General features: G+C 65.4%; 17 protein-coding genes and 2 pseudogenes. 5 read left to right on the top strand and 14 right to left on the bottom strand.

The window, feature by feature from the left end; genetic code table 11:
- The first annotated feature begins 74 nt into the window (after positions 1-74).
- Positions 75-974, top strand: a complete 900-nt coding sequence (locus KF759_RS00605) for a hypothetical protein (RefSeq protein ID WP_291222232.1) — start codon at positions 75-77, stop codon at positions 972-974.
- A 220-nt stretch (positions 975-1,194) separates the two neighbouring features.
- On the opposite strand, the gene KF759_RS00600 is transcribed toward KF759_RS00605, so the two are convergent.
- The 7 genes from KF759_RS00600 to trxA all read right to left on the bottom strand — a co-directional run bounded on the left by KF759_RS00600 (position 1,195) and on the right by trxA (position 9,239).
- The gene (locus tag KF759_RS00600; protein ID WP_291222230.1) at positions 1,195-2,433 is read right to left on the bottom strand and encodes a choice-of-anchor Q domain-containing protein; all 1,239 of its coding nucleotides are present in this window, start codon (positions 2,431-2,433) and stop codon (positions 1,195-1,197) included.
- Between the two features lie 152 nt (positions 2,434-2,585).
- Positions 2,586-3,017, bottom strand: coding sequence for an EamA family transporter (locus KF759_RS00595; RefSeq protein WP_291222228.1), 432 nt, complete (start codon positions 3,015-3,017; stop codon positions 2,586-2,588).
- A gap of 119 nt (positions 3,018-3,136) precedes the next feature.
- Positions 3,137-5,371 (bottom strand): S9 family peptidase, encoded by a 2,235-nt coding sequence (locus KF759_RS00590; protein ID WP_291222226.1) that lies wholly within the window; start codon positions 5,369-5,371, stop codon positions 3,137-3,139.
- Between the two features lie 131 nt (positions 5,372-5,502).
- Positions 5,503-6,264 (bottom strand): hypothetical protein, encoded by a 762-nt coding sequence (locus KF759_RS00585; RefSeq protein WP_291222224.1) that lies wholly within the window; start codon positions 6,262-6,264, stop codon positions 5,503-5,505.
- Positions 6,264-6,902, bottom strand: a complete 639-nt coding sequence (locus tag KF759_RS00580) for a thymidine kinase (protein ID WP_291222222.1) — start codon at positions 6,900-6,902, stop codon at positions 6,264-6,266. Before KF759_RS00580 ends, KF759_RS00585 begins: the two co-directional genes overlap by 1 nt.
- 137 nt (positions 6,903-7,039) lie before the next feature.
- Positions 7,040-8,701 carry a transcription termination factor Rho gene (gene rho / locus KF759_RS00575; RefSeq protein ID WP_291222220.1) on the bottom strand — a complete coding sequence of 554 codons (1,662 nt, stop codon included), beginning with the start codon at positions 8,699-8,701 and terminating at the stop codon, positions 7,040-7,042.
- Between the two features lie 208 nt (positions 8,702-8,909).
- Positions 8,910-9,239 carry a thioredoxin TrxA gene (gene trxA / locus KF759_RS00570; RefSeq protein WP_291222218.1) on the bottom strand — a complete coding sequence of 110 codons (330 nt, stop codon included), beginning with the start codon at positions 9,237-9,239 and terminating at the stop codon, positions 8,910-8,912.
- 250 nt (positions 9,240-9,489) lie between these two features.
- On the opposite strand from trxA, the gene KF759_RS00565 reads away from it, so the two are divergent.
- The 4 genes from KF759_RS00565 to KF759_RS00550 all read left to right on the top strand — a co-directional run bounded on the left by KF759_RS00565 (position 9,490) and on the right by KF759_RS00550 (position 14,470).
- Entirely contained in the window at positions 9,490-11,199 is a 1,710-nt protein-coding gene (locus tag KF759_RS00565) for a DEAD/DEAH box helicase (RefSeq protein WP_291222216.1), read from the top strand.
- A 233-nt stretch (positions 11,200-11,432) separates the two neighbouring features.
- Positions 11,433-11,894 (top strand): hypothetical protein, encoded by a 462-nt coding sequence (locus KF759_RS00560; protein ID WP_291222214.1) that lies wholly within the window; start codon positions 11,433-11,435, stop codon positions 11,892-11,894.
- Positions 11,836-12,492, top strand: a complete 657-nt coding sequence (locus KF759_RS00555; protein WP_291222212.1) for an alpha-ketoglutarate-dependent dioxygenase AlkB — start codon at positions 11,836-11,838, stop codon at positions 12,490-12,492. The genes KF759_RS00560 and KF759_RS00555 overlap by 59 nt, the downstream gene beginning before the upstream one ends.
- A 325-nt stretch (positions 12,493-12,817) precedes the next feature.
- Positions 12,818-14,470, top strand: a complete 1,653-nt coding sequence (locus KF759_RS00550) for a choice-of-anchor Q domain-containing protein (protein ID WP_291222210.1) — start codon at positions 12,818-12,820, stop codon at positions 14,468-14,470.
- Between the two features lie 81 nt (positions 14,471-14,551).
- On the opposite strand, the gene KF759_RS00545 is transcribed toward KF759_RS00550, so the two are convergent.
- From KF759_RS00545 to KF759_RS00515, 7 genes and pseudogenes are all read right to left on the bottom strand, one after another.
- The gene (locus KF759_RS00545) at positions 14,552-17,002 is read right to left on the bottom strand and encodes a serine/threonine-protein kinase (protein WP_291222208.1); all 2,451 of its coding nucleotides are present in this window, start codon (positions 17,000-17,002) and stop codon (positions 14,552-14,554) included.
- Positions 16,989-17,576, bottom strand: coding sequence for an ECF-type sigma factor (locus KF759_RS00540; RefSeq protein WP_291222206.1), 588 nt, complete (start codon positions 17,574-17,576; stop codon positions 16,989-16,991). Before KF759_RS00540 ends, KF759_RS00545 begins: the two co-directional genes overlap by 14 nt.
- Positions 17,577-18,063: 487 nt before the next feature.
- Entirely contained in the window at positions 18,064-19,647 is a 1,584-nt protein-coding gene (locus KF759_RS00535) for a TrkA C-terminal domain-containing protein (protein ID WP_291222204.1), read from the bottom strand.
- A gap of 28 nt (positions 19,648-19,675) precedes the next feature.
- The gene (locus KF759_RS00530) at positions 19,676-20,734 is read right to left on the bottom strand and encodes a 2-hydroxyacid dehydrogenase (RefSeq protein ID WP_345777411.1); all 1,059 of its coding nucleotides are present in this window, start codon (positions 20,732-20,734) and stop codon (positions 19,676-19,678) included.
- 22 nt (positions 20,735-20,756) lie between these two features.
- Positions 20,757-21,974, bottom strand: a complete 1,218-nt coding sequence (locus KF759_RS00525) for an acetate/propionate family kinase (protein WP_291222202.1) — start codon at positions 21,972-21,974, stop codon at positions 20,757-20,759.
- Positions 21,971-23,146 (bottom strand): annotated as a pseudogene (locus KF759_RS00520) (bifunctional enoyl-CoA hydratase/phosphate acetyltransferase); the annotation flags it as partial. The gene KF759_RS00525 and the pseudogene KF759_RS00520, both read right to left, overlap by 4 nt.
- Positions 23,147-23,466: 320 nt before the next feature.
- Positions 23,467-25,284 (bottom strand): annotated as a pseudogene (locus KF759_RS00515) (DUF3141 domain-containing protein); the annotation flags it as partial.
- Positions 25,285-25,305: the final 21 nt, after the last annotated feature.

Raw genomic sequence — 25,305 nt, 5'->3', positions numbered from 1 at the left:
ACGGCATCGCGATATCCCCCCCCCCCCGTATGGCTTGGTGTTCCAAGCAACGTGACCGCGAGGGAAGCAAAGCGATGAAATGGAAACAAGCCAGTTTGCTTTTTGTCTCGATGGCATTGTTGCCTGTTGCTTCGGCGCTGGCGTTGGAATGGACGTTCTGCGATACCTGCACGCAGCCAAGTCAGTTCGCCACAGCTGCGATTGCCAAGGTTGGAAGTCGTCTTGGTGAATTCGACGTTTACGTTGGCAATCGCACTAGCGGACGCCTGCACTATGTGGTGATCAGCGCGCATCAATCTGGCTCCCAACCAGCGGGCGTGGGCGACATCAGCACCGATTCCGCGATTGAGCCAGGGCGATCGACCGAGGAGCCGAATCTCGAATCTCAAGGTGGTTCGGTATACGAAGTCTTGTTGAACACTCGACAGTCGGCCGCTGCCGAGGATCAGTTCATGGACATCATCAATTCTATAAAGCAAGGCACTGTCACAGTAGAGGATCGCGGGGAGCCAATCGTGCTTCCAACTCAGGACGGATTCGGCTCATTCAGCGGTCGGAACGAAACCTTGTTTCGTGACTATGCATGGAATCACCAAGGTGAGCCCATCTATGGGGTGCGACCAAGTGAGCCTTTGAGTGAAAACGCCATCACGGTATTGTTTGTGACTGCGGCCGAATTCAACGGCTCCTTCACCCAATGCTACATCTTCAACAATGGCGACATCGGGTGCTTCAAGGTGCCAATTACGCCGAGCGATACCGCAGAGTTCGTGACCGGCACGGCGGTCGACCGGAATGGAAATTCAATCCCGGGCACCGGAAGCGGTGGTCGTGGATTCCAGGTCATTCCGGATGACAACCGTTCGAGGTATGGCCCAGTTGGATACGCTTCGTACGGACATTTTTGGAAAGTTTGCTCGTTCGACGAAAAGGGAAAGGTGATTTCCTGCTACGTTGAATGGGTACGAGAGTGAGCGTCTCGGCGCGCGCATCGAACACGACCGCGCTGCTGGTTAAAGTTGCGAGACTGGATCGAATCGTGGCGCCGCCAAGCTTGCTGAACAGTGCGGTCGGCGCGAGTTGACAGCGCCGGATCGAATCCATACATCACTCAGTGCTCGCTTCGCAGGAACGTCACTGTTGCAGAACGGCGATCGCTAACTGGCACGCGCCATTTCAATAAAACGGGACCGCTCACGGCTCGAAACCGTTGGCGAAGATGCGGTCGTAATCGGGATCGTTCGGGTTGTATTCGTAGGCGCCGATGTCGACCTGCGTGCCCATCCAGCGCGGGTGACCCGCGCCGCGCTGGTCGTAGTTGGCCGACGGAACGACGCCACCACTGTCGACGGCGCAGGAGTTCGCGGGGAGCGCGTGTGTCCAGGTCGGGCCGCCGTTCCACGCGAGCGGGCGCAACTGCGGGTCGCAGCGCAGCGTGTTGGCCGGATAGCTGATGAGATCGCCAATCTGCCCGATGAGGTTGTAGCCGCCGCCGATGATGTCGCTCATCCCGCCCATGTGTTCGATGTCGGCTGAGCCGGTATTGCCCCACAGCAGGCTGTTGCGAGCGGTCACCAAGGTGCCGGTCGTGGGGTTGTCATACACCAGCACGCCCGCGCCGTGCGGGGCGGCGTTCGCGGCGATCGTGGAATGGACCAGTTCGAACGCCACCGAGCCATACACGCGGATGCCGCCGCCCTGATTCGTGGCGACATTGCCGGACACGGTGCTGCTGTGGATCGCGAGCGTGCTCGACCAGGCGAAGATGCCGCCGCCGACACTGGAGGAATTGCCGGACACCGTGCTGCCGGTGAGCGTGAGCGTGGCAAGGTTGACACCGATGCCGCCGCCGTTGCCGAACTCGCTCGACTGGTTGTTCGACACGGTCGAGTCGATCACGTTGAGCGTGCCGCCTTGGCCGATGGTGACGCCGCCGGAGAAATACTGCGAAACGTTGTCGTGCACGAGGCAGCGTCGCAGCGTGACCGTCGTGCTGCCGCCCGCAACGCCGCCGCCGGCCATGCCGCCGTGGCCGCCCGAGATCGCCAGATCCTCGAACGTGGCCGGCTGGCTCGCACTGAACACGGAATCGCTGCCTGCCACGCGCCGCACCGCAACCTGTGTGCCGCTAACGGCCGAGTGGACCAGGGTCGTGCCGCCGGTGTCGGCGATGTCGAGCGCGGCACCAACCAGTTCGATCGGCGACAGCGACGGCGGAATCGCAATCGTGTTGCCGCCACTGCTGCTGCCCGCCGCGCAGTTGGTGTCGGCCGGCGTCGCATGCGTGTTCGCCGCGGCGATCGCCTCGCGCAGCGTGCAGCGGCCGGAGACGTGCGCGTCGCCGGCGATGTCGACGTTGATGGTCGCCGCGCCCGCATGACCGAGGGCGAGCGCCAGTGCGGCGGCGAGGGGGCAACGCAATTGAACGTTCACGGGATACTCCGCGGGTGATTTCACGGTGTTACGCACTTTCGCGGGCAAGACCTCAACACCGGCTCGTCAAGCGGCCCGAGCACGCTTGCACGTGGCGGTCGGCCCTGGCCACGAGGTGAGCGGCGTGCGGCGCGTGGCGCCGCGGCATCGCCTCAAAAAACGATCATCACGATCGAGCCGGCCACGATCAGCCCGCCGCCGATCGCCACCGGCCAGCTCAGGCTTTCACCAAGGAACACCACGCCCAGCACGATCGCCAGCGCCACGCTGAGCTTGTCGATCGGTGCGACCTTGCTCACCGGGCCCAGCTGCAGCGCGCGGTAATAACACAGCCACGACAGACCGGTGGCAATGCCCGAGAGCACGAGGTAGGCCCAGGTCTTCAGCTCGATCGTTGCCGGTGCACGCCATTCACCGCGCCAGGCGATGATCGCGGCCGCCACGCCCAGCACCACCAGGGTGCGGATGAAGGTCGCCAGGTTCGATGGAATGCCGGCCACGCCGAGCTTGCCGAACAGCGCGGTGAGCGCGGCGAACAGCGCCGAGCCCAGGGCGTAGATCATCCAGTGTTCGCGCAGGTGCATGGGCCCCTCCTCGGGTAGCCGTGGTCGATGATCGGCCGCGATATGCCCGCACGATACGCGCAACGACGGGCGCTGCGTTGCAGCGCCCGCGCATCGGCGGCAACGCGGATCAAGTTGCCCTAAGGCGCTGCAGGTGCGGGCTTGAGCCTGGCGTCGAAGTACTGCGTGATCATCGTGTAGACATGCTTGCGCAGCGCCGGCGTGGACAGCCCGTGCTTGGCGCCCGGGTACGTCATGAGGTCGAACTGTACGCCCTTGTTCTGCAAGGCGGCCATGAGCTTGGTCGAGTTGGAGAACAGAACGTTGTCATCGGCCATGCCGTGCACGAGCAGCAGCTTGTGCGATTCGATGCCGTCGAGCCAGTGCAGCACGCCCGATTTCTCGTAACCCTCGGCATTGTTCTGTGGCGTGTCGAGGAAGCGCTCGGTGTAGTGGGTGTCATAGAGCGCCCAGTCGGTGACCGGCGCGACCGCGACGCCGGCGGCGAATTCCTTGCCGGCCTTGGCCAGCAGCATCAGGGTCTGGTAGCCGCCATAGCTCCAGCCGAAGATGCCGATGTGCTGCCCATCGACGAAGGGCTGGCTCTTGAGCCAGGCCACGCCCTTGAGCTGGTCGGCGATCTCGGGCTTGCCGAGCTGCTTGAAGATCGCATCGGAGAAATGCCGGCCGCGTCGCGGTGAGCCGCGGTTGTCCAGCGAGAACACCACATAGCCGTTGGCGGCCATGTACTGCTCGAAATAGTTGCCCCAGACCTTGCGCACGAACTGGCTGCCCGGACCGCCGTAGTAATTCATGAACACCGGGTACTTGCGCCCGGCCTGCATGCCCAGCGGCTTGTAAAGGCGATAGTGCAGGGCCTCGCCACTCTCGCTCTCGAGCGTTCCGTATTCGGGCGTGACCAGGCTGTCGCGATAGGGCCAGAACGGATGTCCTTCCTTGAGTTCGTTGCGCTCGATCCAGGCGATGCGCTCGCCATTGCTCTTGCGCAAGGAAACCTGCGGCGGCGTGCCCGGGTTGGAGAAGGTATCCACCCACACGCTCGCGTCCTCGCCGAAGACTGCATCGTGCCAACCATCGCCCGCGCTGATCCGGCGCGGCGCGTCGGCTTGGCTGCCGTCGAGACGGGCGACGTAGACCTGGCTTTGCAGCACGTCCTCGCGTCCGGCGCTGAAATAGAAAAGACCCTTCTTCTCGTCGAGTGCGAGCAGATGATCGACATCCCAGTCGCCACGCGTGAGCGTGCGGCGCAGTGCACCATCGAGACCGAACACGTACAGGTGCTTGTAGCCCGAGCGTTCCGAGGCCCAGACAAACCCATCTTCGTTGCGCAGGAAGCGCAGATCGTTGTTGAGGTTGATCCAGGTGTCGCGGGTTTCGCTCAGCGCGATCTGCTGCGCGCTGCCGTCGGCCGCAGCAAGGATGAGATCGAGGCGGCGTTGGTTGCGGCTCTCACGCTGGATCGCCAGGCGTTTGGAATCGGGCAGCCAGTCCACGCGTGCAAGATAGATGTCGGGGTTCGTACCCAGGTCGATCCAGCGCGGCTCGCCGCCCGTGGGCGCGATCACACCGACCTTGACGGTGGCGTTGGGGCGACCCGCCGCGGGATAGCGCTGGCGCAGGGTCACGGTGCGATCGGGATAGACCTCGCTGCGCTCGACCTCGTCGACGCCGCTTTCGTCATAGCGTTCAAACGCGATCGCGCTGTCGTCGCGCGCCCACCAATAGCCGCTGCGACGCCCCATTTCCTCTTGCGCGACGAATTCAGCCTCGCCGTTGTGGATCGTGCCCGCGCCATCGTGGGTAAGCTGACGCAGTTGATTGTCGGCAAGTTCGATCGTGTAGAGATTCTGCTTGCTGACGAAAGCGACGAAACCGCCGCGTGGTGAAATCCTGGCATCCAGCACGTCCATGCCCTTGGGCGTGAGTGCACGCAGGCGCTTGCTCGCCGGTGCGGCCGGATCGCACAGCCACAGGCGCTCTTCGAGCGTGAACAGCAGGCGCTTGCCATCGGGCGACCAGCGATAGCTGCTGATGCCCTTGCTGCCGGCGGTGCGCGCACGTTCGCGGCGCGCCTTTTCCGCATCCGACAATTCCTTGCCTTCGCTGAGCGCAGCCGAGTCCACCAGTCGCGTGGCCTTGCCGGTGTGGATGTCGTGCAGCCACAGGTCGATCTGAAACTGATCGTCGGCGCGACCGCGCAGGTAGGCAATGTGGCGACCGTCGGGCGTAACCGTCAGTGCATTGGGGCTTTCGCCGGCCAGACTGGCGCCGTCGAAAATGCGATCGATGCTCAGTCGTTCCGCAGACACCAGGGCACTCCACAGGACAAAAACGGGCAGCAGCAGCCAGCGCATGGCGATTCCGGATCAGAACGGGGCCCTGCAGCCTACCCGATTCCCGATGCTTTGTATTGAGTTGGCCGTCCAGACGGCTACAACCGCGCAAGGATCCGTCTGCGCCCCGCGCCTTTGGCAATGCCGATCAATCAGTCGGGCCAGCGCAGGGTCAGGTGGCGGTTGTTGAAATCGGCATCGCTCGTCGAGCCTGAAAGATGCGCGACGATGCGCTGCGGATTGCCTTCGATCTCGATCGCATGACCGTCGGCGACGAGGCCGCCTTCACACTGGAACTCGACGAAACCCAGCGTCAATTCGCCGGCCTGCCCGGCCTGTTCCGCAGGCACGTTGCGCAGATCGATGTCGGGCCGCGCGAACTTGCGCAGGCCGCGCGTATGCACGCGCACGCGACCCTCGTGGCCGTCATCGCCGTCGCACAGGATCAGCACATGGTCGCGGGCATGGAAGGTGTCGCGGGTGAAATAGCGCGATTGCCAATCCCGGGCGGAGAACAAGCTGAGCATCTGCGGGTCCACCACCGCGACGCCACCACCGTTGCACAGTGCGGTGATCGAACCAACCATGTCGCGCAGTGCGTCCAGATCGGCTGGATCGGTCAGGGAGCCGCGCAGCAGCCAGCATTGGCCCGCGCGGCGAGCCTGCTCGAGCAATTCGGGCTGCTCGTCGGCGAAGATCGCACCGAGCGTGCCATCCAGCGGATAGCCGTCCCAACGCGCGAGTGCCGCATTGTCGTAAAGCACGGCTTCGACGCCGGCCGGCAAGCCGCGGGTACGGAAGCGCTGTGCATCGATGCGCAGGTTGGCATCGAAGTCGCCGAACACAAACCAGAGCCAGAAGGCCTCATCGCCGCTGTCCTGCCAGCGGGCGCGTGGCCAATGCGGGGTTTCCATCAAGACTCTCCAGGCAGATCCAGCGGCAAGACCGTCTGTTGCAGTTCGACGCGGCCCTCGCCGGCCATGATCTTCTTGAATTCGGACCGGCTCACCGAGACGTAGCGATCGTTGCCGCCGATTTCAACCTGTGGTCCGTCGGTCACCGCGCGGCCCTGTTCGTCCACGCGCACCACCATCGTTGCCTTGCGCCCGCTGTGGCAGATCGTCTTGATCTCGATGAGATTGTCGGCCCAGGCCAAGAGATACTGGCTGCCTTCGAACAATTCGCCGCGAAAATCGCTGCGCAGGCCGTAGGCCAGCACGGGAATGCCGAGCGCGTCGACCACGTCGGTGAGTTGCCACACCTGCGCCTTGGTCAGGAATTGCGCCTCGTCGACCAATACGCAATCGAGCTTGCCGCGCCGGGCGATGTCCTCGCGGGCGAGTGCGAGCAGATCATCCGCGCGCGTGAATCGGCGTGCCTGGGCGCGCAAGCCGATGCGCGATGCGACCACGCCCTCGCCTGCGCGCGTATCGAGCTGCGGCGTGAGCAACAGCGTGCGCATGCCGCGCTCGTGATAGTTGTAGGCGCTCTGCAGCAGGGTGGTGGTCTTGCCGGCGTTCATCGCCGAATAATAGAAATAGAGCTTGGCCATGTCCGCTTGCTGCTTGCGAAGAAGGACGATGGTAGCCCAATGCCGGCGGCCGCGATGCGCATCGCGTGCCGTTGCCGCCACTACAAACGGCAAGGGCCGGCATGGCCGGCCCTTGGCAGCTGTCCTGCTGGTCGGATTCAGCGCTTCATCGCGCCGAAGAACTCGTCGTTGGTTTTGGTGTTCTTCATCTTGTCGAGCATGAACTCCATCGCCGCCAGCTCGTCCATCGGGTGCAGCAGCTTGCGCAGGATCCAGATCTTCTGCAGCTGGTCGGGATCGATCAAGAGATCTTCGCGACGCGTGCCCGAGCGGTTGATGTCGATGGCCGGATAGACGCGCTTTTCGGCGATGCGGCGGTTGAGGTGGACCTCCATGTTGCCGGTGCCCTTGAACTCCTCGTAGATCACCTCGTCCATCTTCGAACCGGTGTCGATCAGCGCGGTTGCGATGATGGTGAGCGAGCCGCCTTCCTCGACGTTGCGCGCAGCGCCGAAGAAGCGCTTGGGCCGCTGCAGCGCATTGGCATCGACGCCGCCGGTCAGCACCTTGCCCGAGGAGGGCACCACGGTGTTGTAGGCGCGCGCGAGGCGGGTGATCGAGTCGAGCAGGATCACCACGTCCTTCTTGTGTTCGACCAGGCGCTTGGCGCGCTCGATCACCATTTCGGCCACTTGCACGTGGCGCACCGCGGGTTCGTCGAAGGTCGAAGCGACGATTTCGGCGCGCACGCTGCGCTGCATTTCGGTAACTTCTTCCGGGCGCTCGTCGATCAACAGCATGATCAGGTGCGCATCGGGGTGGTTGTGCACGATCGCCTGGGCGACGTTCTGCAGCATCATCGTCTTGCCGGCCTTGGGCTGGCTGACGATGAGGCCGCGCTGGCCGCGGCCGATCGGTGCGACCAGATCGAGGATGCGACCGGTGATGTCTTCGGACGAACCGTTGCCGCGCTCGAGGTGGAACGAGCGCCGCGGGAACAGCGGCGTGAGGTTCTCGAACAGGACCTTGTTCTTGGATGCCTCGGGCGGCTCGCCGTTGATGGTGTCGACTTTGAGCAGCGCGAAATAACGCTCGCCTTCCTTGGGCGGGCGCACGCGGCCATTGATGTAGTCGCCGGTGCGCAGGTTGAAGCGGCGGATCTGCGAGGGCGAGATGTAGATGTCGTCGGGGCCGGCCAGATAGCTCTCATCGAAGCCGCGCAGGAAGCCGAAGCCGTCCTGAAGGATCTCGAGCACGCCCTCGCCGTAGATGCCGCCGCCAGCGCGCGCATGCGCCTTGAGCACGAGGAAGATGATGTCCTGCTTGCGCGCACGCGCGACGCCTTCCTGGATGCCCAGCGATTCGGCGAAGGTGAGCAAGTCCGCCGCGCTCTTGCGCTTGAGCTCGTTGAGGTCGATCAACGGGCCGGTGGCGAGGTTCTTCTCGTCGTATTCCTCGTCATCGAAATGCGGATTGCGGTTGCCCTGCGGGTTGTTGCCGCCGCCGCCGTGACGGTTGCGGCGGTCGCGTCGATTGCGGCGACCGCCTTGACCGCCTTGGCCCTGGCCTTGCTGCTGGCCGCCCTGACGCTGGCCCTGAGCCTGGCCATCGCCACCGACTTCAGAGGGCGGTTCGCCGGATTCGCCGCCACCGCGGCTTTCCACGGGGGGAGCTTCCACCGGCGGAGCTTCCACGGCAGCAGCCGATGCGGCTTGCGTCGCTGCGGCAGGAGCGGCGTTGCGCGGGCCACGCTGACGCGGCTCGGAACGACGGGCGGGAGCGGCCTCTTGGCCGCTGTCATTGGTTTCGTTTTCGGACACGGGCAAACCTTGCTGGGCGCCGTTGGGGAACAGGGGAGGGAATGAACCGGGAAAGATGCGGGCCGAGCGAGCGGCGCCGGAAACTGGGTGTCAAATTAACACCGCATTTCGCGGGCGTAAAGCCGTGCTGCGCCAGACGGCAACGAGGTGCTTGTGGCCAGGGAGCGTCCGCAGGGCTTGGCGGGCGCGTCCTGCCGAGGTGCCTTGCTCAGGCGATGGCCTTGTCGATGATCTGCGCCAGCTGGGTCTTGCTGACCGCGCCGATCTGCGTGGCCTGAACCTTGCCGTCCTTGAAGATCATCAGGGTCGGAATGCCGCGCACGTTGTAGTTGCGCGGGGTTTTCTGGTTGTGGTCGACATTGATCTTGGCGACCTTCAGCCGGCCCTGATAGCTGGCCGCGAGGTCGTCGAGGATCGGCGCGATCATTTTGCAGGGACCGCACCATTCGGCCCAGAAATCGACCAGCACCGGTTCACTGGACTTGAGCACCTGGTCCTCGAACTGGTCGTCGCTGATCTGTGCAATTTGCTCGCTCACGGGAAATCTCTCTGCAAAAAGGGGCGGGTCGGCGCGCGTCGCGGACGCGGCTGCGCTACACTTGGGCGATTGCGCTGGCGCGACCTGTCGCGCAAACGGGCACAATGCAATCGGCATTTGAGCCCAAACGGCCGATCCATGCAAGTTGGGGATGCCATCGCAAAACGCAAGCGCGCATGCGCTTTTCGCGTCTGCCCTTCCGCTCGCCGCAACCCTTGCGGTCGGCCCCGCCACCACAAGATTCCCGTCCATGTCGCAGCAACCACTGACCGATCTACCCTTCGAAAGCTTCAACCTGCATCCGGATTTGCTGTCAGGCCTGCACGCCTCCGGCTTCACGCGCTGCACACCGATCCAGGCCCTGACCCTGCCGGTCGCACTGACCGGGCGTGATGTCGCCGGTCAGGCCCAGACCGGTACCGGCAAGACCGGCGCCTTCCTCGTCGCCGTGCTCAACCGCCTGCTCACGCGCCCGGCACGCACCGACCGCAAGCTCAGCGACCCGCGCGCGATCATCATCGCGCCCACCCGCGAGCTGGCAATCCAGATCGACAAGGATTTTCACAACATCGGCCGCAATACCGGTTTGCGTTCGGCGCTGATCTACGGCGGCGTCGATTACGACAAGCAGCGCGAGCTGCTCAAGGCCGGCTGTGACCTCATCATCGCCACGCCGGGACGCCTGATCGATTACCTCAAGCAGCACGTGTTCTCGTTCAACTCGATCGAGGCGGTGGTGCTCGACGAGGCCGATCGCATGTTCGACCTCGGTTTCATCAAGGACATCCGTTTCCTGTTCCGGCGCATGCCGCCGCGCGAAGAGCGTCAGGGAATGCTGTTCTCGGCCACGCTGTCGCTGCGCGTGCTGGAACTGGCCTACGACCACATGAACGAGCCCGAAAAGCTCACCGTCGAAGCCGACAACGTCACCGCCGATCGCGTGCGCCAGGTGGTCTACTTCCCGGCCAAGGAAGAAAAACTGCCCCTGTTGGTGAACTTGCTCTCGCGCACCCAGGTGCAGCGCGGCATCGTCTTCGTCAACACCCGCATCGCCGCCGAGAAGGTCTCGCACGCGCTCGAGCGGCACGGTTTCGGCGTGGCCAGCCTGTCAGGCGATGTGCCGCAAGCCAAGCGCGAGCGTCTGCTCGCCAAATTCAAGCGCGGCGAAATCGAATTGCTGGTCGCCACCGACGTCGCGGCCCGCGGCCTGCACATTCCCGATGTCAGCCACGTCTTCAACTATGACTTGCCGCAGGATGCCGAGGACTACGTGCACCGCATTGGTCGTACTGCGCGCCTGGGCGCCGAGGGCGACGCGGTGAGTTTCGCCTGTGATCTCTACGCGATGACCCTGCCTGACATCGAGGCCTACATCGAGCAGAAGATTCCGACTGCGGCGATCACGCCTGATTTGCTGCAGCCGCCGCCAGCGCGCGAGCGCAAGGCGATCCCGGCAGCGGTCGCAGCCGAGGACGAAGCCGCCGACGATGCACGCAACACCGCGGGTCCGCCGCCGAAATCAGGTCCCTCCACACGCTCGCGCGGATCGCAGGCCGCGCGTGGCGGCGAGCGTCGTGACCGCGGTCGCGCCGATGGTGCACGCCGCGAACGCGGGCCGCGCCGCGAAGGCGATGCGCAGGTGGCAAGGTCGGCAGAGGGCAACGCCGCGCCACAAGCCGTGGCCGGCAATGGCGCAGCGCCCGTCGGCACCGATGGGCAGGCAGCGCACAAACGCCGCCGTCGCGGTGGCCGCGGACGCAACAAGCGTCGTGATGGCGAGGCTCAAGCCGCCGCTATGAACACGCCCGACAGCCACGCGACGGGCAACACCGGGGAGCGCAAGCCGCGCCGCGAGCATCCGCGCACGGTCGCCACCACGCCGCCGGGGGAAGCGTCGCCGCCCACCCTGCCCAGACAGGGTTTCTTCCGTCGCATCATGCGCATGTTCACGGCGCGTTGATCGCGAAGCGGATCGGACGCCGCCGCGCATCATCGACCGCATACTCATCGGCACGTAGCCGCGCAGACTGCGCTTGGGTGAAGCGGTGCCTGTTCCACCTATCGCGTGCTTCTTCGGCGAGCGCCGACACAGGGAATTGAGCGCCGCGCTCGTCGCGCTCTAATTGCCACGTTCGTCGAGCAGCTTGAACAGCGCCTCGACGGCGGGCAGGTACGGCCGCCTAGGTCGATGCGGTGCTCGGCCTGACCTCGCTGGTCGAGATCAGGCATCACAACATCCTGCGCACTCCGGCGATCCTTGGCGCATCCACGCAGCAGCCGATGCGGGGAATCAGCGGGCTGGTCTACAAATCGGTCCGCGCAGTGGCGCGTCTGGTTGGCGGCAGCATCGACCTGTTGCTGCGCCAGCTCGACCCCCTGCTCGACAGCGATGCTTCATCGAGCGAACGCGAAGCAGTCTCGGCGGCACTTGACGGCGTGCTTGGTCACCATCTCGCCGCCAGTGCCAATCCGCTGGCGATCCTGATGCAGTTGCGACGTGCCGGGACGCTGCTGCAACGCAAGCGTCCGCCCACCTCACCTTCCATCCACGCTGACCTCCGCTGCGATCCACGCTCTTTGGCAACGGGAGCGCAGGATGTCGAGCAAGGTGGTGGCGTGGTCGAAGCGGATCGCGGCGTGGCGATCGGGGAATGAGTCGGCGGCGGCGTTCTGCCGCGCGCGGGGTTTGGCGTATTCGCAGTTCGTGTACTGGTCGAGGCGCGGTGCGGTAGCGCAAAGGCCATCGCTGCTACCGGTGGTCGCCGACGGGGCGCGTGCGGCGAGCGACGATCGGATGATGGGACTGGTGCTGCCGACGGGCGTGCGGTTGCGTGCGGCGCTGGCGCTGACCGAGGTCGCGGCGCTGGGCGAGCGTATCGGCCACTTCACGAAAGGCCACCTGGATGCTGCCCTCGCAAGCTGCCAGCGCACTATCACGCTGCGCCTTGGCAACTCGCACCCGCGCTCGGGATGCGCCGCCATCAAAGATTGGCATCGAGATCGAAGGCACGAAGTTCCAGGTTCGTGCGCCGCGCCGATTGTCTCGGTGTCACTGGGCATGCCAGCGACCTTTCTGTTCGGCGGGCACGAGCGCAGCGACAAGGCGAGCAGGATTGCGCTGCACCACGGCGATGTGGTCGTCTGGGGCGGGGAAGACCGCCTGCGCCATCACGGCGTGCTGCCGCTCAAGGATCAACCAAATCCGCTGCTCGGCAGCCAGCGCATCAATCTCACTTTTCGCAAGGCGGGTTGATCGCACGCTGCGGGGGGTCGCGCACGAAAAGCCAGACTCCAGGTGCGTTTGCCCGCGAACACCGGCAAGTTGGCCACACGCTGCCGCATGATCCAACCATCGGCGCCGCCGGCGGTGAGCGCAAATGCCGCTGCGGACCGACGGTCTTGCCGCGACGAGGGGCCTTCAAGCGCTGCGGACAGCTTGCAAATCAATCAATGAATCGAGCCTCTCGGCAGCGCCGTGCTGTCGCGCGGGCAGGATCGATTCGCGGGCGGATGCCCGGATCGGCCCCGCTTTCCTGTGCTGCTGGATCACACCGCCACTCCACACACAGGAACACCTCATGCGAGCGATCCGTCTTCGACCTCTTGCCCTTGCGCTCTTGCTCGGCCTGCCCATCGCCGGGCAGTCACAAGTTTTCGTCCGTGCCAACGCGCCCGACGGAGGCAATGGCAGCTCCTGGGTCAGCGCCTACAACCGCTTGGACGTGGCGCTGGCGAGCCAGCCGGGCGCGGAAATCTGGGTGGCGCAGGGCCGCTACGTCCCCGGGTTGAATCCCGATTTGAATCTCACCGAGTCCGAGCGCCGACGCATGACCAGTTTCCTCATCCCGCCGGGCACGCGGGTCTATGGCGGGTTCTCCGGCACCGAAACTTCCCGCGAGCAACGTCAGGTGCAGGCATATCCCACGGTCCTCAGTGGCGACATGCAGGCCGACGACAGCAACCTCGACGCGCGCGGTGTCACGCCCACGCCTGACGACATCCACGGCGACAATGCGCGGCACGTGGTGCGTTTCGATGCGAAGCTGTGGAATGCCGGCGAAGGCGCCGACATCGGGCCCGACACCGTACTGGACGGCTTCGTCATCACCGCTGGCTTTGCCAACCAAACCCTGTACGAAGCCGGAGGCGGCGGCGCGGTGTGCATTGCCGGGTACGATCTCTCGCATCGCTGCAGTCCGATGCTGCGCCAGCTCGAATTCGTCGGCAATCTGGCCGGCGATGGCACCGGCACGGGCGGGGGCGGCGCGCTCGCGGTCTACAGCGATGGTGCGCCGGCCGCGCCGACCTTGAGCAAGGTGGTGTTCCGCAACAATCGTTCCACCAGCGATGGCGGCGCGGTGAAGGTGGGCAGTCTCTGGGCGGTGCCCAGACCTGCGTTCACCGACGTGGAATTTCGCGACAACGCGGCCGTGACCGGCGGCGCGATGGCGCTGATGGATTTTTTCGATGTGTCGATCGACCGCGCGCGCTTCATCGACAATCGCGCGCGGCGCAACGTGCCCGAGGACGGCATCTTCAACGTCAATGGCGGCGCGCTGTACATCAACGGCGGCTTTTTCTATCCGGATGCGTTTGCGCGCCTGCGCGCGAGCAACACGATCTTCGTCGCCAACCAAGCCGAGAACCTGGGCGGCGCGGTGATGAACGTATCCAATGGCGCGGCAACCCGCGTGGAACTGGTCAACAGCAGCTTCTCCGGCAACCGGGCGCGCCTGGGCGGCGTGCTGTTCGTGCCCGATGTCGATGGGCCAGTGACGCAGTTCCTCAACAGTATCCTGTGGGGCAATGAAGCCACCGAGCCGCCCGGCGACTTCGGCGCGTATGCACAGGGCGCGGGTGACAACATCTACGGCGACGCCAGTGCAGCGACCAGCCGCGTGGAGATCGGGCATTCGCTGCTGCAGCACGGCCTGTCCGCGCCCGGCATCGTGTATGCCTACGGCAACGACACGTTTCCACTCGATCGCCTGCTCGACCTCGGCGGCCTGCTCAGCCAGAACCCGGGCTTCACCACCGCCAATCTCCACCTGCACAGGCAGTCGCCGGCCATCGATGCGGGACAGGATGCGTACAACCTCACGGCCCTCGATCGGGATTACAACGTGCGCATCGCCGGTGCACGCATCGACATGGGCGCCTACGAGTTCATCGACAACGGCTGCCACGGCAGGACCGACGGCGTGTTCTGCGACGGCTTCGAGCAGGACTGAGCCATGCACCCTGCGGGCGGCGCGATCCTGCGCGCCGCCTGCCTTGAAGATGGAGCGGTGCGCCGCGATCGCGCCTTGCCGTCAACTGGCGCTGTCGCTCGAGGCAGCCTCGACGAGACGCTGCAAGGCATCCACGTCGTCGCGCACCGAATCGGCTGCCGGACCCAGTGTCTGCGCCTTGGCGCGCACACGCGCCAAGGTGGCGCGAGCAGCGCTGAGGTCGCCGCGCGCGTGTGCGAGCGTGCCGCGCAGCACGTCGGCGCGCAGCTGTATCACTGCCGGAAGCGGCGTGGGCTCGAGTGCGGCAAGCACCGACGCTGCGTCTGCGAGACGGCGCACGCCAAGCAGGCCTTCGGCACGGGAGACCTGCAGCGACAGGGTGAGCGGACTGGTGTCGCCGGCATGGCTGCGCGCCATTGCCTCGGCTTCCTCGATCAGTGGCACAGCCACGTCCGCCTTGCGGTTTTTGAGCAGCGTGCGCGCATAGTTGCCGATCAGCGCTGCCGTCGCGGCCGATGGTCCATAGGCCGCGCGCCGCAATGCCAGGGCAGAAGCGAATGCCTGTTCGGCCTTGGTCATGTCGCCCTGCCGGAAGTGGGCCGCAGCAAGGTTGTTGAGCGTATTGAGCGCATCGTTTCCGCGCTCCATGTTCAGCACCGTCCAGCTTCGCATCGCCTCCTGCGAGGCCGCGATGCCTTCCTCGAAACGGCCGGCCTGGATGTAGGCAGCGCCGAGGTTGGTATAGAGCACCGCGGTTTCGAAATGCTCCGGTCCGGAGCGCAGCAGGCGCTGCGGCAATGCGTTCTCAAGGGTTGCGATGCCGGCTGTCACCTCGCCGCGCTGGCGTTCGAGCTGGGACTGCAGCATGCGGCTCACCAACAGCACGTCGGCATGGCGTGCGGCGTCCGCCGACCAGTACGCTTGCGCCTGCGCAAGCAAGTGCGCGGCTTCGTCCGAGCGACCCATGCGATGCAGGGTTTCCGCCAGGGTGAAGCGCACGTCGGCGCCAGCGGCAGGATCGGCGATGGCGGATTCGTGCGCCAGCCAGCGCTGCAGCAGCGGCGCGGCGCCGGCGTAGTCATCGATGTAGAAGTGCAGTTCGCCCAGTGCCTTGAGTACTTGCGCCGCGGCGGCGGGATCCTGTGCAAACCCGGCATCGACGCGGGCCGCCGCCTGCTCCAGTACTTGCTTGGCGGTGAGCGGTGCGTCGGCCCGGGCCTGTTGGCCAGCATCACGAAACATGTGCGCGAGGTAGTCGCGCACCGCCTTGCTGCGCGATGCTTCCATCTGTGCAATGTCGCGCTCGCGTGCGGCTTCCCGCTCGGCAAGACTCACCGCCGTCAGCGCCACCGCCAGGCCGACGACGAACAGCAGCGACACGCCCGCTGCCAGCCAGTAGCGTCTCAAGGCGCGGCGCAGGCGATATCCCAGAGCGTCCCCGCGCGCCTGCACCGGGCGCAATGAGCGGTGGTTTTCGATGTCCTGTCGCAAGGCTTCGACCGAGGCGTAGCGTGCCTCGGGCTCCGGTCGCGTCGCCTTGTGCACGATGGCGTCGAGATCACCGCGCAACCGACGTGCTTCGGCGCCAGCGGCCTGGCTGCTAGGGGCCGGTGGCGGACCCGCGGCCGCGCGCTGCAGCACCGCGAGCATGCCCTGACGAACGAGGTGACCCCAGGGCGCCCGACCGGCCAGCAGCTCGTGCAGCAGCAGGCCCAGCGCGTAGATATCGGTTGATGTGGTTTCAGTCTCGCCTGCCAACTGTTCGGGAGCGGCGTATTGCGGGGTCAGGCCTTGCGTGCGGGTGACTGCATGCCAGCTGCCCGTCTCATCCAGCAGGCGGGCGATGCCGAAGTCGAGCAAGGCGACGCGACCGTCCTCGCGCACCAGGATGTTCTGCGGCTTGAGATCGCGGTGCACGATGAGATGGCGATGCGCGAATGCCACCGCATCGCAGACCTGCTCGAACAAGGCCAGACGCGCATCGATGTCGATCGCATGGCTGCGCACATGCTCGGTCAAGGGTGCGCCGGTGATGAACTCCATCACCATGTACGGTCGGCCATCCGGCGTGCTGCCCGCGTCAAGCAGGCGGGCAATGCCGGGGTGATCCAGCCGCGCAAGCAGGCGCTGCTCGCGCAGGAACCGCGGAATGTCGTCGGCCTGCCAGTCGCGCAGCAGCTTCACCGCCACCCGTTGCTCGAACTGGCCGTCGCTGCGCACGCCCAGCCAGACCTCGCCACTTCCGCCGCGACCGATCGGGCGCTGCAGGGTCCACGCCCCCAGCTGCATGCCGGCCTCGGCGGCCGGCGACAGCGCCGCCGCCGCGTGTTCCAGATAGCCTTCCGATGCGGCCATCGCCGCGAGCAGCTCGAGCACGTTCCGGCATATGGTCTCCTCGCCGTTGCAGGCTTCGCGCACGAAGGCCTCGCGCGATGCCGCTGGTCGGTCGAGTGCAGCGTCGAGCAAAGCTTCGATGCGTGCGAAACCGCGCGCGTCGGCATCGTCGGGCATGGCTGCGTCAGATCGATGCATGGCCATCCTCGAACACGGGCGCCGATTCGCCCAACTCACGAAACAGCCATGCGCGTGCCTTCAACCAGTCGCGGCGCACGGTGCGATCGGTGATGCCGAGCGCGTCGGCGGTTTCGTTTTCGCTGAAGCCGGCAAAAAAGCGACAGTCGACCACTTGGGCAAGGCGCGGACTCAGTACTGCAAGCCGCGCCACCGCATCACTCACCTGCAGGATTTGTTCGTCCTGTGCATCGATCGCATCGATGTCCTCGTGCAGCTCGACCAGATCCAGGCCGTGGTTGCGCTTGGCCGATCGCCGCGCCAGCACGTCGTTGACCAGCACTTGCCGCATCGCCAGCGCGGCGGTGGCAAGAAAGTGCTGCCGGTCCTTCCAACCATGCGAACGCTGCAGCTTCAACCATGCCTCGTTGATCAGCGCCGTGGTGCACAGCGTTGCGCCCGCGCGGGCTCGAAAGCGCTCGCGTCGCGCGATCCCGCGCAGATCGGCGTAGAGCACGTCAATGAGGGCATCGAGCGGCGCAACGGCATGCTCCGATGGCTCGGCACCCGCGTGGGGTGCGGCGTCGGTGTTCATGGGCGAAGTCTCGCACAATTGCCGTGGTCGCCGGCCGGCTCACTCGCCGCGCGCGATCTTCATCGACCACCCGGGCAGACACGCTTGGGCGCGCGTGCAGTCGATGGACGTGCGCGCCGACATTGTTTCAGTGAACCTCATCCGGGTTCGCGCAAGATCTCACGCGCGGGGAAACCGTGGGCGGGCTGGCGTTGCCATCGCCCTGCAAAGACTCGCGGGAAACAAGGTTCCTGCGCAAGATTCCGGGGGGCAGTCTTGCCTTGATGACGAAATCCGCCAAGTCGCGTGTGCCTGCGAACGACCTCCGGATGCGCGTCCGCGGCAATGTGACCAAAAGCCATGCCGCTCCCGTCAATTTCAGGGCATCAAGACGAGGACGGCGGCCAGTTGTGGACCCTCGCCAGCGCCAGAATGTTGCGGTGGTTCGCACGCAGGAAAGCGCCCGGATCGCCGTCGTGCCGCGTGGCCGCAAGCCGTTCGCGCAGTGCTAGGTCTGTCCCCAGCCGAGCATCACCTGCACGAGGACGATCTTCAGGATCGTGCCGACGCCGGGAAAGATCATTGCGTAGCCCATGTCCGGTCGGCTGGTCGGGCACAGCTGGTTGCCGTAGGCGAGGATGGCCGGATTGCCGGTGGCGCCCGAGGCAATGCCGAGCACATCGTCGTAGTTCATGCGCAGCACGAAGTAGCCACCCAGGATCACGATCAGCACGACCACCGCTACCTGAATCACGCCGGCCAGCAGCAAGGTCAAGCCGTCGTTGGCAATGCTGGTCACGAACGGCGCGCCCGAGGACATGCCCACGCTCGCCAGAAACAGCGTCAATCCGAAATTGCGCAGTACCGCATTGGCCGCGTGGGGCAGGCTCCAATTGAACGGTCCCGCCCGGCGCAAGTGGCCGAACACCAGCGCCATGACGATGACGCCACCGGCTGCGCCCAAGCCAACCGTGCCGATGCCGGGAATCGGGATAGGCACGAGTCCGAGCAGACCGCCGGCAACCAGACCGAGGCCGAAGGACATGAACGAGAATTGCGCCTCGGCATTGACCGAATCGCCGAACACCGCACCGATCTCGACACGCCGTTCGGGCGGCAGCAGCACACCGATCAGGTCACCATATTCGACCAGCAGCTCGGGTGTGGGCACCAGATCGACGTCGCCGCGGCGAACAAGCACGATGCGGGCCGGATACTCCTTCGGCAATGGCATCTGGTCCAGCCGCCGACCCACCAGCGCCTCGCGCGAGACATGGACGAGGACGACGTCGAAGTGGCGGCGATCACCGCGGACCTCACCGTCGGGCTGCAGCTTGAGATCCTCGATGAGCGTGGGCGGACCGGCGACAAGAAGGCGATCGCCTTCCTGCAGCAAGGTGTCGTCTTCGATCAGGACGTTGCGGTTGCCCCGACGCAGCAGGGTGACTTCAGCGCCCTTCGGTGCCGAGGGCCGAAGCTCGGCGAGAGTGCGCCCGACCAAGCCAGCCTCGCTGACATCGACTTCGCCGGTTGCCAGGTGCTGCTGCCCCACACGCTCGACCTTCGGACGCAGCAGCTTGTGGGTGAGGAAGAACAGCAGGATCGGGCCGAACACGCCGAATGGATACGCGATGGCGTAAGCCACCGCCGGTGCGCTGCTGCCGGAAGTGGCCAGCGCCGTTTGCAAGCTCGCGGTGCTGGTGAGTGATCCGGCGAACATGCCGGTGGCGCTCGGGACATCGAAAGCCAGCCAGCTCGCGCAGAGCATCGCTGCCACGCTGCCAGCGACGACCGCCACGGCCGCGAGCAGGTTGGCACGCAAACCGAAGCCACTGACCAGGCCCTTGAAGAAGGTGCGACCGTACTGGATGCCGGTGCAGTACAGGAACAGGATCAGGCCGATGTTGCCCAGCAGGCCCGGCGGCGCGGCCTTGGGCGCGATCGCGCCGAGTGCGAGGCCGACGAACAGTACCGCGCCGATGCCGAGCGAGAAGCCACCGATTTGCACTCGACCCAGCGCATAGCCCAGACCAACAACGAGAAACAGCGCAATGAACGGTTGTGCATCGAGAAATGCCCCGATTGCGTGCATGTTTTCCTCCGGGCGACGAATCGCCGTTTCAGTCGATGACCAGTTCCTCGGTGAGGAGCTCGCCGCGTGCGTACTGGCCGATGCTCTCGACCGTGGTTTGGCTGATCGTGGTCATCGCCTCGCGCGTGAAAAATGCCTGATGCCCGGTGACGATGACGTTGTGGAACGACAACAGCCGTTCGATCAGGTCGTCGGGCACGATCGCACCGGACCAGTCTCGGTAGAACAGATCGGCCTCCTGTTCGTACACGTCGATGGCCACGCCACCTAGCCGTCGCGACTTCAGCGCCGCAATCACCGCAGCGGTGTCGACCAGGCCGCCGCGGCTGGTATTGATCAGGATCACGTTCGGCTTGCAGGCACCCAGCCGCCGCGCATCGATCAGATGGTGGGTCTGCGGCGTGAGCGGACAGTGCAGGGACACCACGTCGGCCTTGGCCAGCACCTCGTCGAGGTCCGCATAGCGGCCCCCGAGCGCCTTGAACTCGGGATTTTCGAAACTGTCATGCCCGAGCAGCTCGCAGCCGAAGCCGTGCAGGATGCGGGCGAACGCCAGTCCGATCCTGCCGGTGCCGACCACCGCGACGGTGCGGCCGTGCAGGTCGAAGCCAAGCAGTCCGTCGAGAGTGAAGTTGCCATCGCGGGTGCGGTACCAGGCACGCGGAATGCGTCGTACCAGAGCCAGCAGCAAGGCCACCGCATGCTCGGCGACCGAATGCGGCGAATAGGTGCTTACGCGCACCACGCGGATGCCGCAGTCACGCGCGGCGGCGAGATCGACATTGTTGAACCCGGTACAGCGCAGCGCCAGCAGGCGCGTACCGCCTGCGGCCAATGTCTTCAGCACGTCGCCATCGGCGCGGTCGTTGACGAAAATGCAGGCCACTTCGTGCCCGCCGGCGAGACTTGCGGTGTCGGCGTCGAGCGCCACGTCGAAATAATGCAGCCGACAAGTGTTCCCGGCGTTGGCAGCGTCGAGAAACTGCCGGTCGTAAGCCTGCGTGGAGAACACGGCTACGCTGGGCGCGCGCGAGGATTGCATCGTTGGATGCCGGTCCGGCAGGGCGGCACGCGTCGCTGGCGTCATGGCGGATTCTCCGGATGCCATCCTAGCGGCTATTTTCGAGCAGGTTCTGCGCGTCGCGCGCGGCAATCCATTCTTCGTTGGTCGGCTCGACGCCGACCACGACGCGGCTGGGCGAAACCGAGATCACGGGCGCATTGGCGGCATTGGCAGCGGCATCGATGCGCAGGTCGAGAAAGGCCAGATCGCGGCAGACGCGTTCGCGCACGAAGGCGCAGTGTTCGCCGACGCCGGCGGTGAACACCAACAGGTCGAGTCCGCCCAGCAGTGCGACCAAGGCCCCGATCTCGCGCACGATCCGGCGCACATACAGATCGAGCGCAATGCGCGCGCGTTCGCCGGCTTCCCCCGCATCCTGTTCGTGCTGCACGATCACGCGGGGTTCGGCTGAAATGCCAGCGACGCCGAGCAGGCCGGAGTGGTGATAGAGCACTTGCCCGACCTGCGCGAGCGTGAGCTTTTCGATTTCCATCAGGTACAGCACCGCGCCCGGATCCAGCGCGCCGGTGCGCGTGCCCATCATCAATCCGTCCAGCGCGGAAAAACCCATCGTGGTGGCGACGCTTTTCAAGCCCTGCATCGCGCACAGGCTCGCGCCACTGCCGAGGTGGGCAACGATGCAGCGCCCACGCGCCCGCTCGCCGTGGCGTTCGGGCAGGGCGGTTGCCATGTATTCGTAGGACAGGCCGTGGAAGCCATAGCGACGCAGGCCGCGCTGCCAGAACTCGTATGGCAGCGGCAGCATCTGTTCGACCTTGGGCAGGCTGGCATGGAAGCCGGTATCGAAACAGGCCACCTGGGGCAAGTCGGGATGCTCGCGCAACAGGATCTCGATTGCTTCCAGCGCGAAAGGCTGATGCAGCGGCGCCAGTGGTATGAAACCCTCGAGATCGGCGAGCACCTGCGCATCCACGCGCATCGGTTGGAAATACTTGCTGCCGCCATGCACGACGCGATGGGCGATCACGGCGATCTTGCGGCCATCCAGACGCGCGAGGATGCGTTCGCGGATCAACGTCAGCGCGGATCGATAGGGATGCGTGCCATCCAGTTCAATCGCGAAGGGCGCCACGCCGGTTTCACCGAAATCGGGATTCGGCCCGCCGATGCCCTGCACCTTGCCGTTCCACAGCGGCTTGCGCGGCAGCGGATCGGTGGCTGCATCGAACACGGCAAACTTGATGCTCGACGAGCCGCAGTTGAGGACGACGAGCGTGTCGCTTGCGCCGGCAACGTGGCTCATGGCGGTGAAGTGCGATAGTGGCGTGCCAGCAGCAAAGCCAGCGCGCAGGATGCAATGCGGGAAATCTCCGGATCGGCGCGACTGGTGAGGATCACCGGCACCTTGGCACCCAGAACGATGCCGGCGCTGGTCGCGTCGCCGAGATAGACCAGTTGCTTGGCCAGCATGTTGCCGCTTTCCAGATCCGGCACCACGAGGATGTCGGCCTGACCGGCGACTTCGGAGACGATGCCCTTGGTGCGCGCGGCCTCGGGTGAGACCGCGTTGTCGAACGCGAGCGGGCCATCGAGCGCGCCCCCAACGATCTGGCCCCGGTCGGCCATCTTGCACAGCGCCGCGGCATCGAGTGTGGCCGGCATGCTCGGGTTCACGGTTTCCACCGCGGCGAGGATTGCGACCCTGGGCCTTTCGACGCCGATCACGTGTGCCAAGTCGATCGCGTTGCGCACGATGTCTGCCTTCTGCAGAAGATCGGGTTGAAGGTTGATTGCCGCATCGGTGACGATGAACGGGCGCGGATAGCGTGGCGTATGCAGCACGAAGCAGTGACTGACGCGGCGCTTGGTGCGCAAACCCGATTCACGCGCGACGACCGCGGCCATCAGCTCGTCGGTGTGCAGGCTGCCCTTCATCAATGCCTCGACCTTGCCGTCGCGCGCGAGCTCGGCGGCGCGCGCCGCAGCGGCGTGGCTGTGGGCGACGTCCTCGATGTCGATGCCGGACACATCCAGACCGGATGCAGCCGCAACGGTTTCGAGCTTGGCGCGCGGCGCGACCAGCACCGGCTCGATCAGGCCAGCCTTGCGCGCATCCAGAGCACCCTGCAGGCTCGGCGCATCGCAGGAATGCACCACCGCAACGCGGATCGGCGGGATGCCCGCAACATGTTCGAGCAGGCGCTGCAACTCGAACGCGTGAGCGTCAATCGTGACGGCAGGGGAGGTCATGGCGTCTTCCTCGGCGCCTTGCGGCGCGGTTTGGGTGAATTCCGGCCCTTGGCTTGCGCTGGTTTGCGCGCCGAAGTGGACGGCTTGCGCGCCGCGGTCACGGAACCTGCCTTGCCTGGCGACTTGCGCGCGGCACGTTTCCCTGGCGCGGACGGGTCCGCAGGCAACGCTTGCCCGAACAAGGCCAGCACCCGTTGCAGGCTCTTGTGTTCCTGCGCCGACAAGCCATCGCCGTGGGTGACCACCGAGACAATGTAGTCGGCCGCCTTGCGCAGGACCTGGGCCGAGTTGCCGGACAACAGTTCGGGAATGGTGGCCAGCGCCCTGTCTGGATTGCGCTGGACCAGCAAGGCCTGGCGACGCACGAGGGCACGGAATTCGGTCATGCCCGGTTGGTGGCCTTTGGGCTTGCCTGAAGCGGACCGCGCAAGCTCCCAGGCGTGGCGGAAGTGGCGCTCGTCTGCCTCGCCGCGCGCCTTGAACACGTAGAACAGGCTGCGCACGAGCGCCTCGGGCAAGCCGCCGCTTTCCATGTCCGATTCCAGCCGGGCGAATTCGCTGGCGATGAGCGCGCGATGTTCCGGCGAATCGCCCGGGTGTGGCCGCACCGGGTCGTCGTCGCGCAGGCTCTGTCCGGCCAGCGCCTGCACCGCAGGCGAACCATAGATGGCATCGAACGCGACCGCATAGAGCGCATCGCGTTGGTCCCGATACTGATCCAGACCCAGCTCGACCGCTTTCGACAACGTTGTCTGCGCCTGCAGGAAGGCATTGTCGGCTGCGGTCGTCTGGCGGTGTTCGCGCACCTGTTGCGCGGCCTGCTTGAGCAGCGGCGCCAGTGGATGCCGGTCGGACCACGATTCGTAGCCGATCCGCAGCGGATGCAGGGTCTGCATCCATTGCGCCGACCACGGCGTGGCCATCGCCTTGACCCAGGGTTGCAGCAAATTGCGGTACAGGGCGAGGTTGATCTCCGACACGCGTGCCGAGGCGGCGAAGCGGCGTTCGCTGTCCGCATCGGGCTGCACGATGGCGCGCACCTCTTCGATGCCGCTGCGATGGATTTTCATCAGGTAACGGTCATCGGCCAGATCCGCATCGTCCATGTCGGCGGGTCGGTCCTCGACGCCGGCGCGATAGACGCCTGCTGGCAGCAGGTCGATGATGTCGATGTTGGCGGTGAATTCGCGATGCTCTTTCCTGCCGACGCTGCCGGACACGAAGATGCCCAGGTGCCCGATGCTGTCGTGGGTGGCAAAGACGATGGTTTGATCGTGGCCGATCACGTCCTTGTCGTCGCGGTACAGGTCGGTGATCCAGCCCAATGCCTGGCCGGGCGGCGTGATGTTGTCGCCATGGGAGCAGAACACCACGATCGGCGAGCGGATGTTGCGCAGGTCGATGCGCACGCCGTCCGAGGTCATCAACTCGGCTGTCGCCAGTTTGTTGCCGATGAACAGGTTGTCGACGATGTACTGGATCTCGCCGCCATCGAGAAACACATGACCGCCCCAGTACTTCTCGAAGCCGAGATAACGTGGACCTTCGCTGTCGACATGGGCATACAGGTTGTACTGCTTGGACCATAGCGTGTTGGCCGGGTCCAGATTCTCGAAATTCTGCACCAGCCAGGCACCGTCGAAGCGGCCCATGCCCAGGTCGCTGGTCATCGCCGTCAGCCAGCTGCCGCCGAGCAGTCCGCCGGCATAGCGCATCGGATTCCTGCCGGCCCAGTACGACAGTGGCGCACCGGCAAGGATGATCGGTCCGAACAGCTCCGGCCAAACGGCCGCAGTCATCATCACCTGCCAGCCGGCCTGACAGTTGCCGATCACGCAGGGCTTGCCGATCGCCTGCGGATGCAGTTCCGCCACTTTGCGCACGAAGGCGGCCTCGGCGCGCATCACGTCTTCGACGGTTTGCCCTGGCACCGGATCGGGCGTGAAGCCGACGAAGTAGCACGGATGTCCCGCCTTGAGCGCGGCGCCGATCTCGCTGTCGGGTTTGAAGCCACCGATGCCGGGACCGTGACCGGCGCGCGGGTCGACCACCATGAACGGGCGCTTGCGTGGATCGATCGGCGTCGACGCATCGGCAACGATGCGCGCCAGCCAGTAGTTCACCGGACGTGGCAGATCCATGCCGGACATCACCGGTTGCGCGGCGAAATCGAGCACGTTGGGTGCGGTCTCGCGCAGATGCTCGCGGTACTGGTTGCCGCGCTCACGGCGGATGTCGGTGAACAGCAGGGTGCGCTGCCAGGCATCGATGACGTATTCGGTCGCCTGCGCAGCCAGTTGCAGTGGATTGATGAAGGTTGCGCCTGACAAAGGCGCGGCGGGGGATGGTGACTTCTTGCTCATGCCCGGGTCCTTTGCGCGAGG

Origin of the sequence: Dokdonella sp. (genome assembly GCF_019634815.1) — a bacterium.
Lineage (GTDB): Bacteria > Pseudomonadota > Gammaproteobacteria > Xanthomonadales > Rhodanobacteraceae > Dokdonella_A.
The sequence above is the reverse complement of the archived record's forward strand: the minus strand, read 5'-3'. Positions and strand labels throughout refer to the sequence as shown.

Coding starts and splice junctions, on each gene's coding strand:
- KF759_RS00590 (WP_291222226.1), bottom strand. CDS start 5,371: ATGCGCTGGCTGCTGCTGCCCGTTTTTGTCCTGTGGAGTGCCCTGGTG.
- KF759_RS00540 (WP_291222206.1), bottom strand. CDS start 17,576: ATGAACACCGACGCCGCACCCCACGCGGGTGCCGAGCCATCGGAGCAT.
- KF759_RS00555 (WP_291222212.1), top strand. CDS start 11,836: ATGTCGAGCAAGGTGGTGGCGTGGTCGAAGCGGATCGCGGCGTGGCGA.
- KF759_RS00550 (WP_291222210.1), top strand. CDS start 12,818: ATGCGAGCGATCCGTCTTCGACCTCTTGCCCTTGCGCTCTTGCTCGGC.
- KF759_RS00605 (WP_291222232.1), top strand. CDS start 75: ATGAAATGGAAACAAGCCAGTTTGCTTTTTGTCTCGATGGCATTGTTG.
- KF759_RS00545 (WP_291222208.1), bottom strand. CDS start 17,002: ATGCATCGATCTGACGCAGCCATGCCCGACGATGCCGACGCGCGCGGT.
- KF759_RS00565 (WP_291222216.1), top strand. CDS start 9,490: ATGTCGCAGCAACCACTGACCGATCTACCCTTCGAAAGCTTCAACCTG.
- KF759_RS00580 (WP_291222222.1), bottom strand. CDS start 6,902: ATGGCCAAGCTCTATTTCTATTATTCGGCGATGAACGCCGGCAAGACC.
- KF759_RS00585 (WP_291222224.1), bottom strand. CDS start 6,264: ATGGAAACCCCGCATTGGCCACGCGCCCGCTGGCAGGACAGCGGCGAT.
- KF759_RS00530 (WP_345777411.1), bottom strand. CDS start 20,734: ATGACGCCAGCGACGCGTGCCGCCCTGCCGGACCGGCATCCAACGATG.
- KF759_RS00525 (WP_291222202.1), bottom strand. CDS start 21,974: ATGAGCCACGTTGCCGGCGCAAGCGACACGCTCGTCGTCCTCAACTGC.
- KF759_RS00535 (WP_291222204.1), bottom strand. CDS start 19,647: ATGCACGCAATCGGGGCATTTCTCGATGCACAACCGTTCATTGCGCTG.
- KF759_RS00595 (WP_291222228.1), bottom strand. CDS start 3,017: ATGCACCTGCGCGAACACTGGATGATCTACGCCCTGGGCTCGGCGCTG.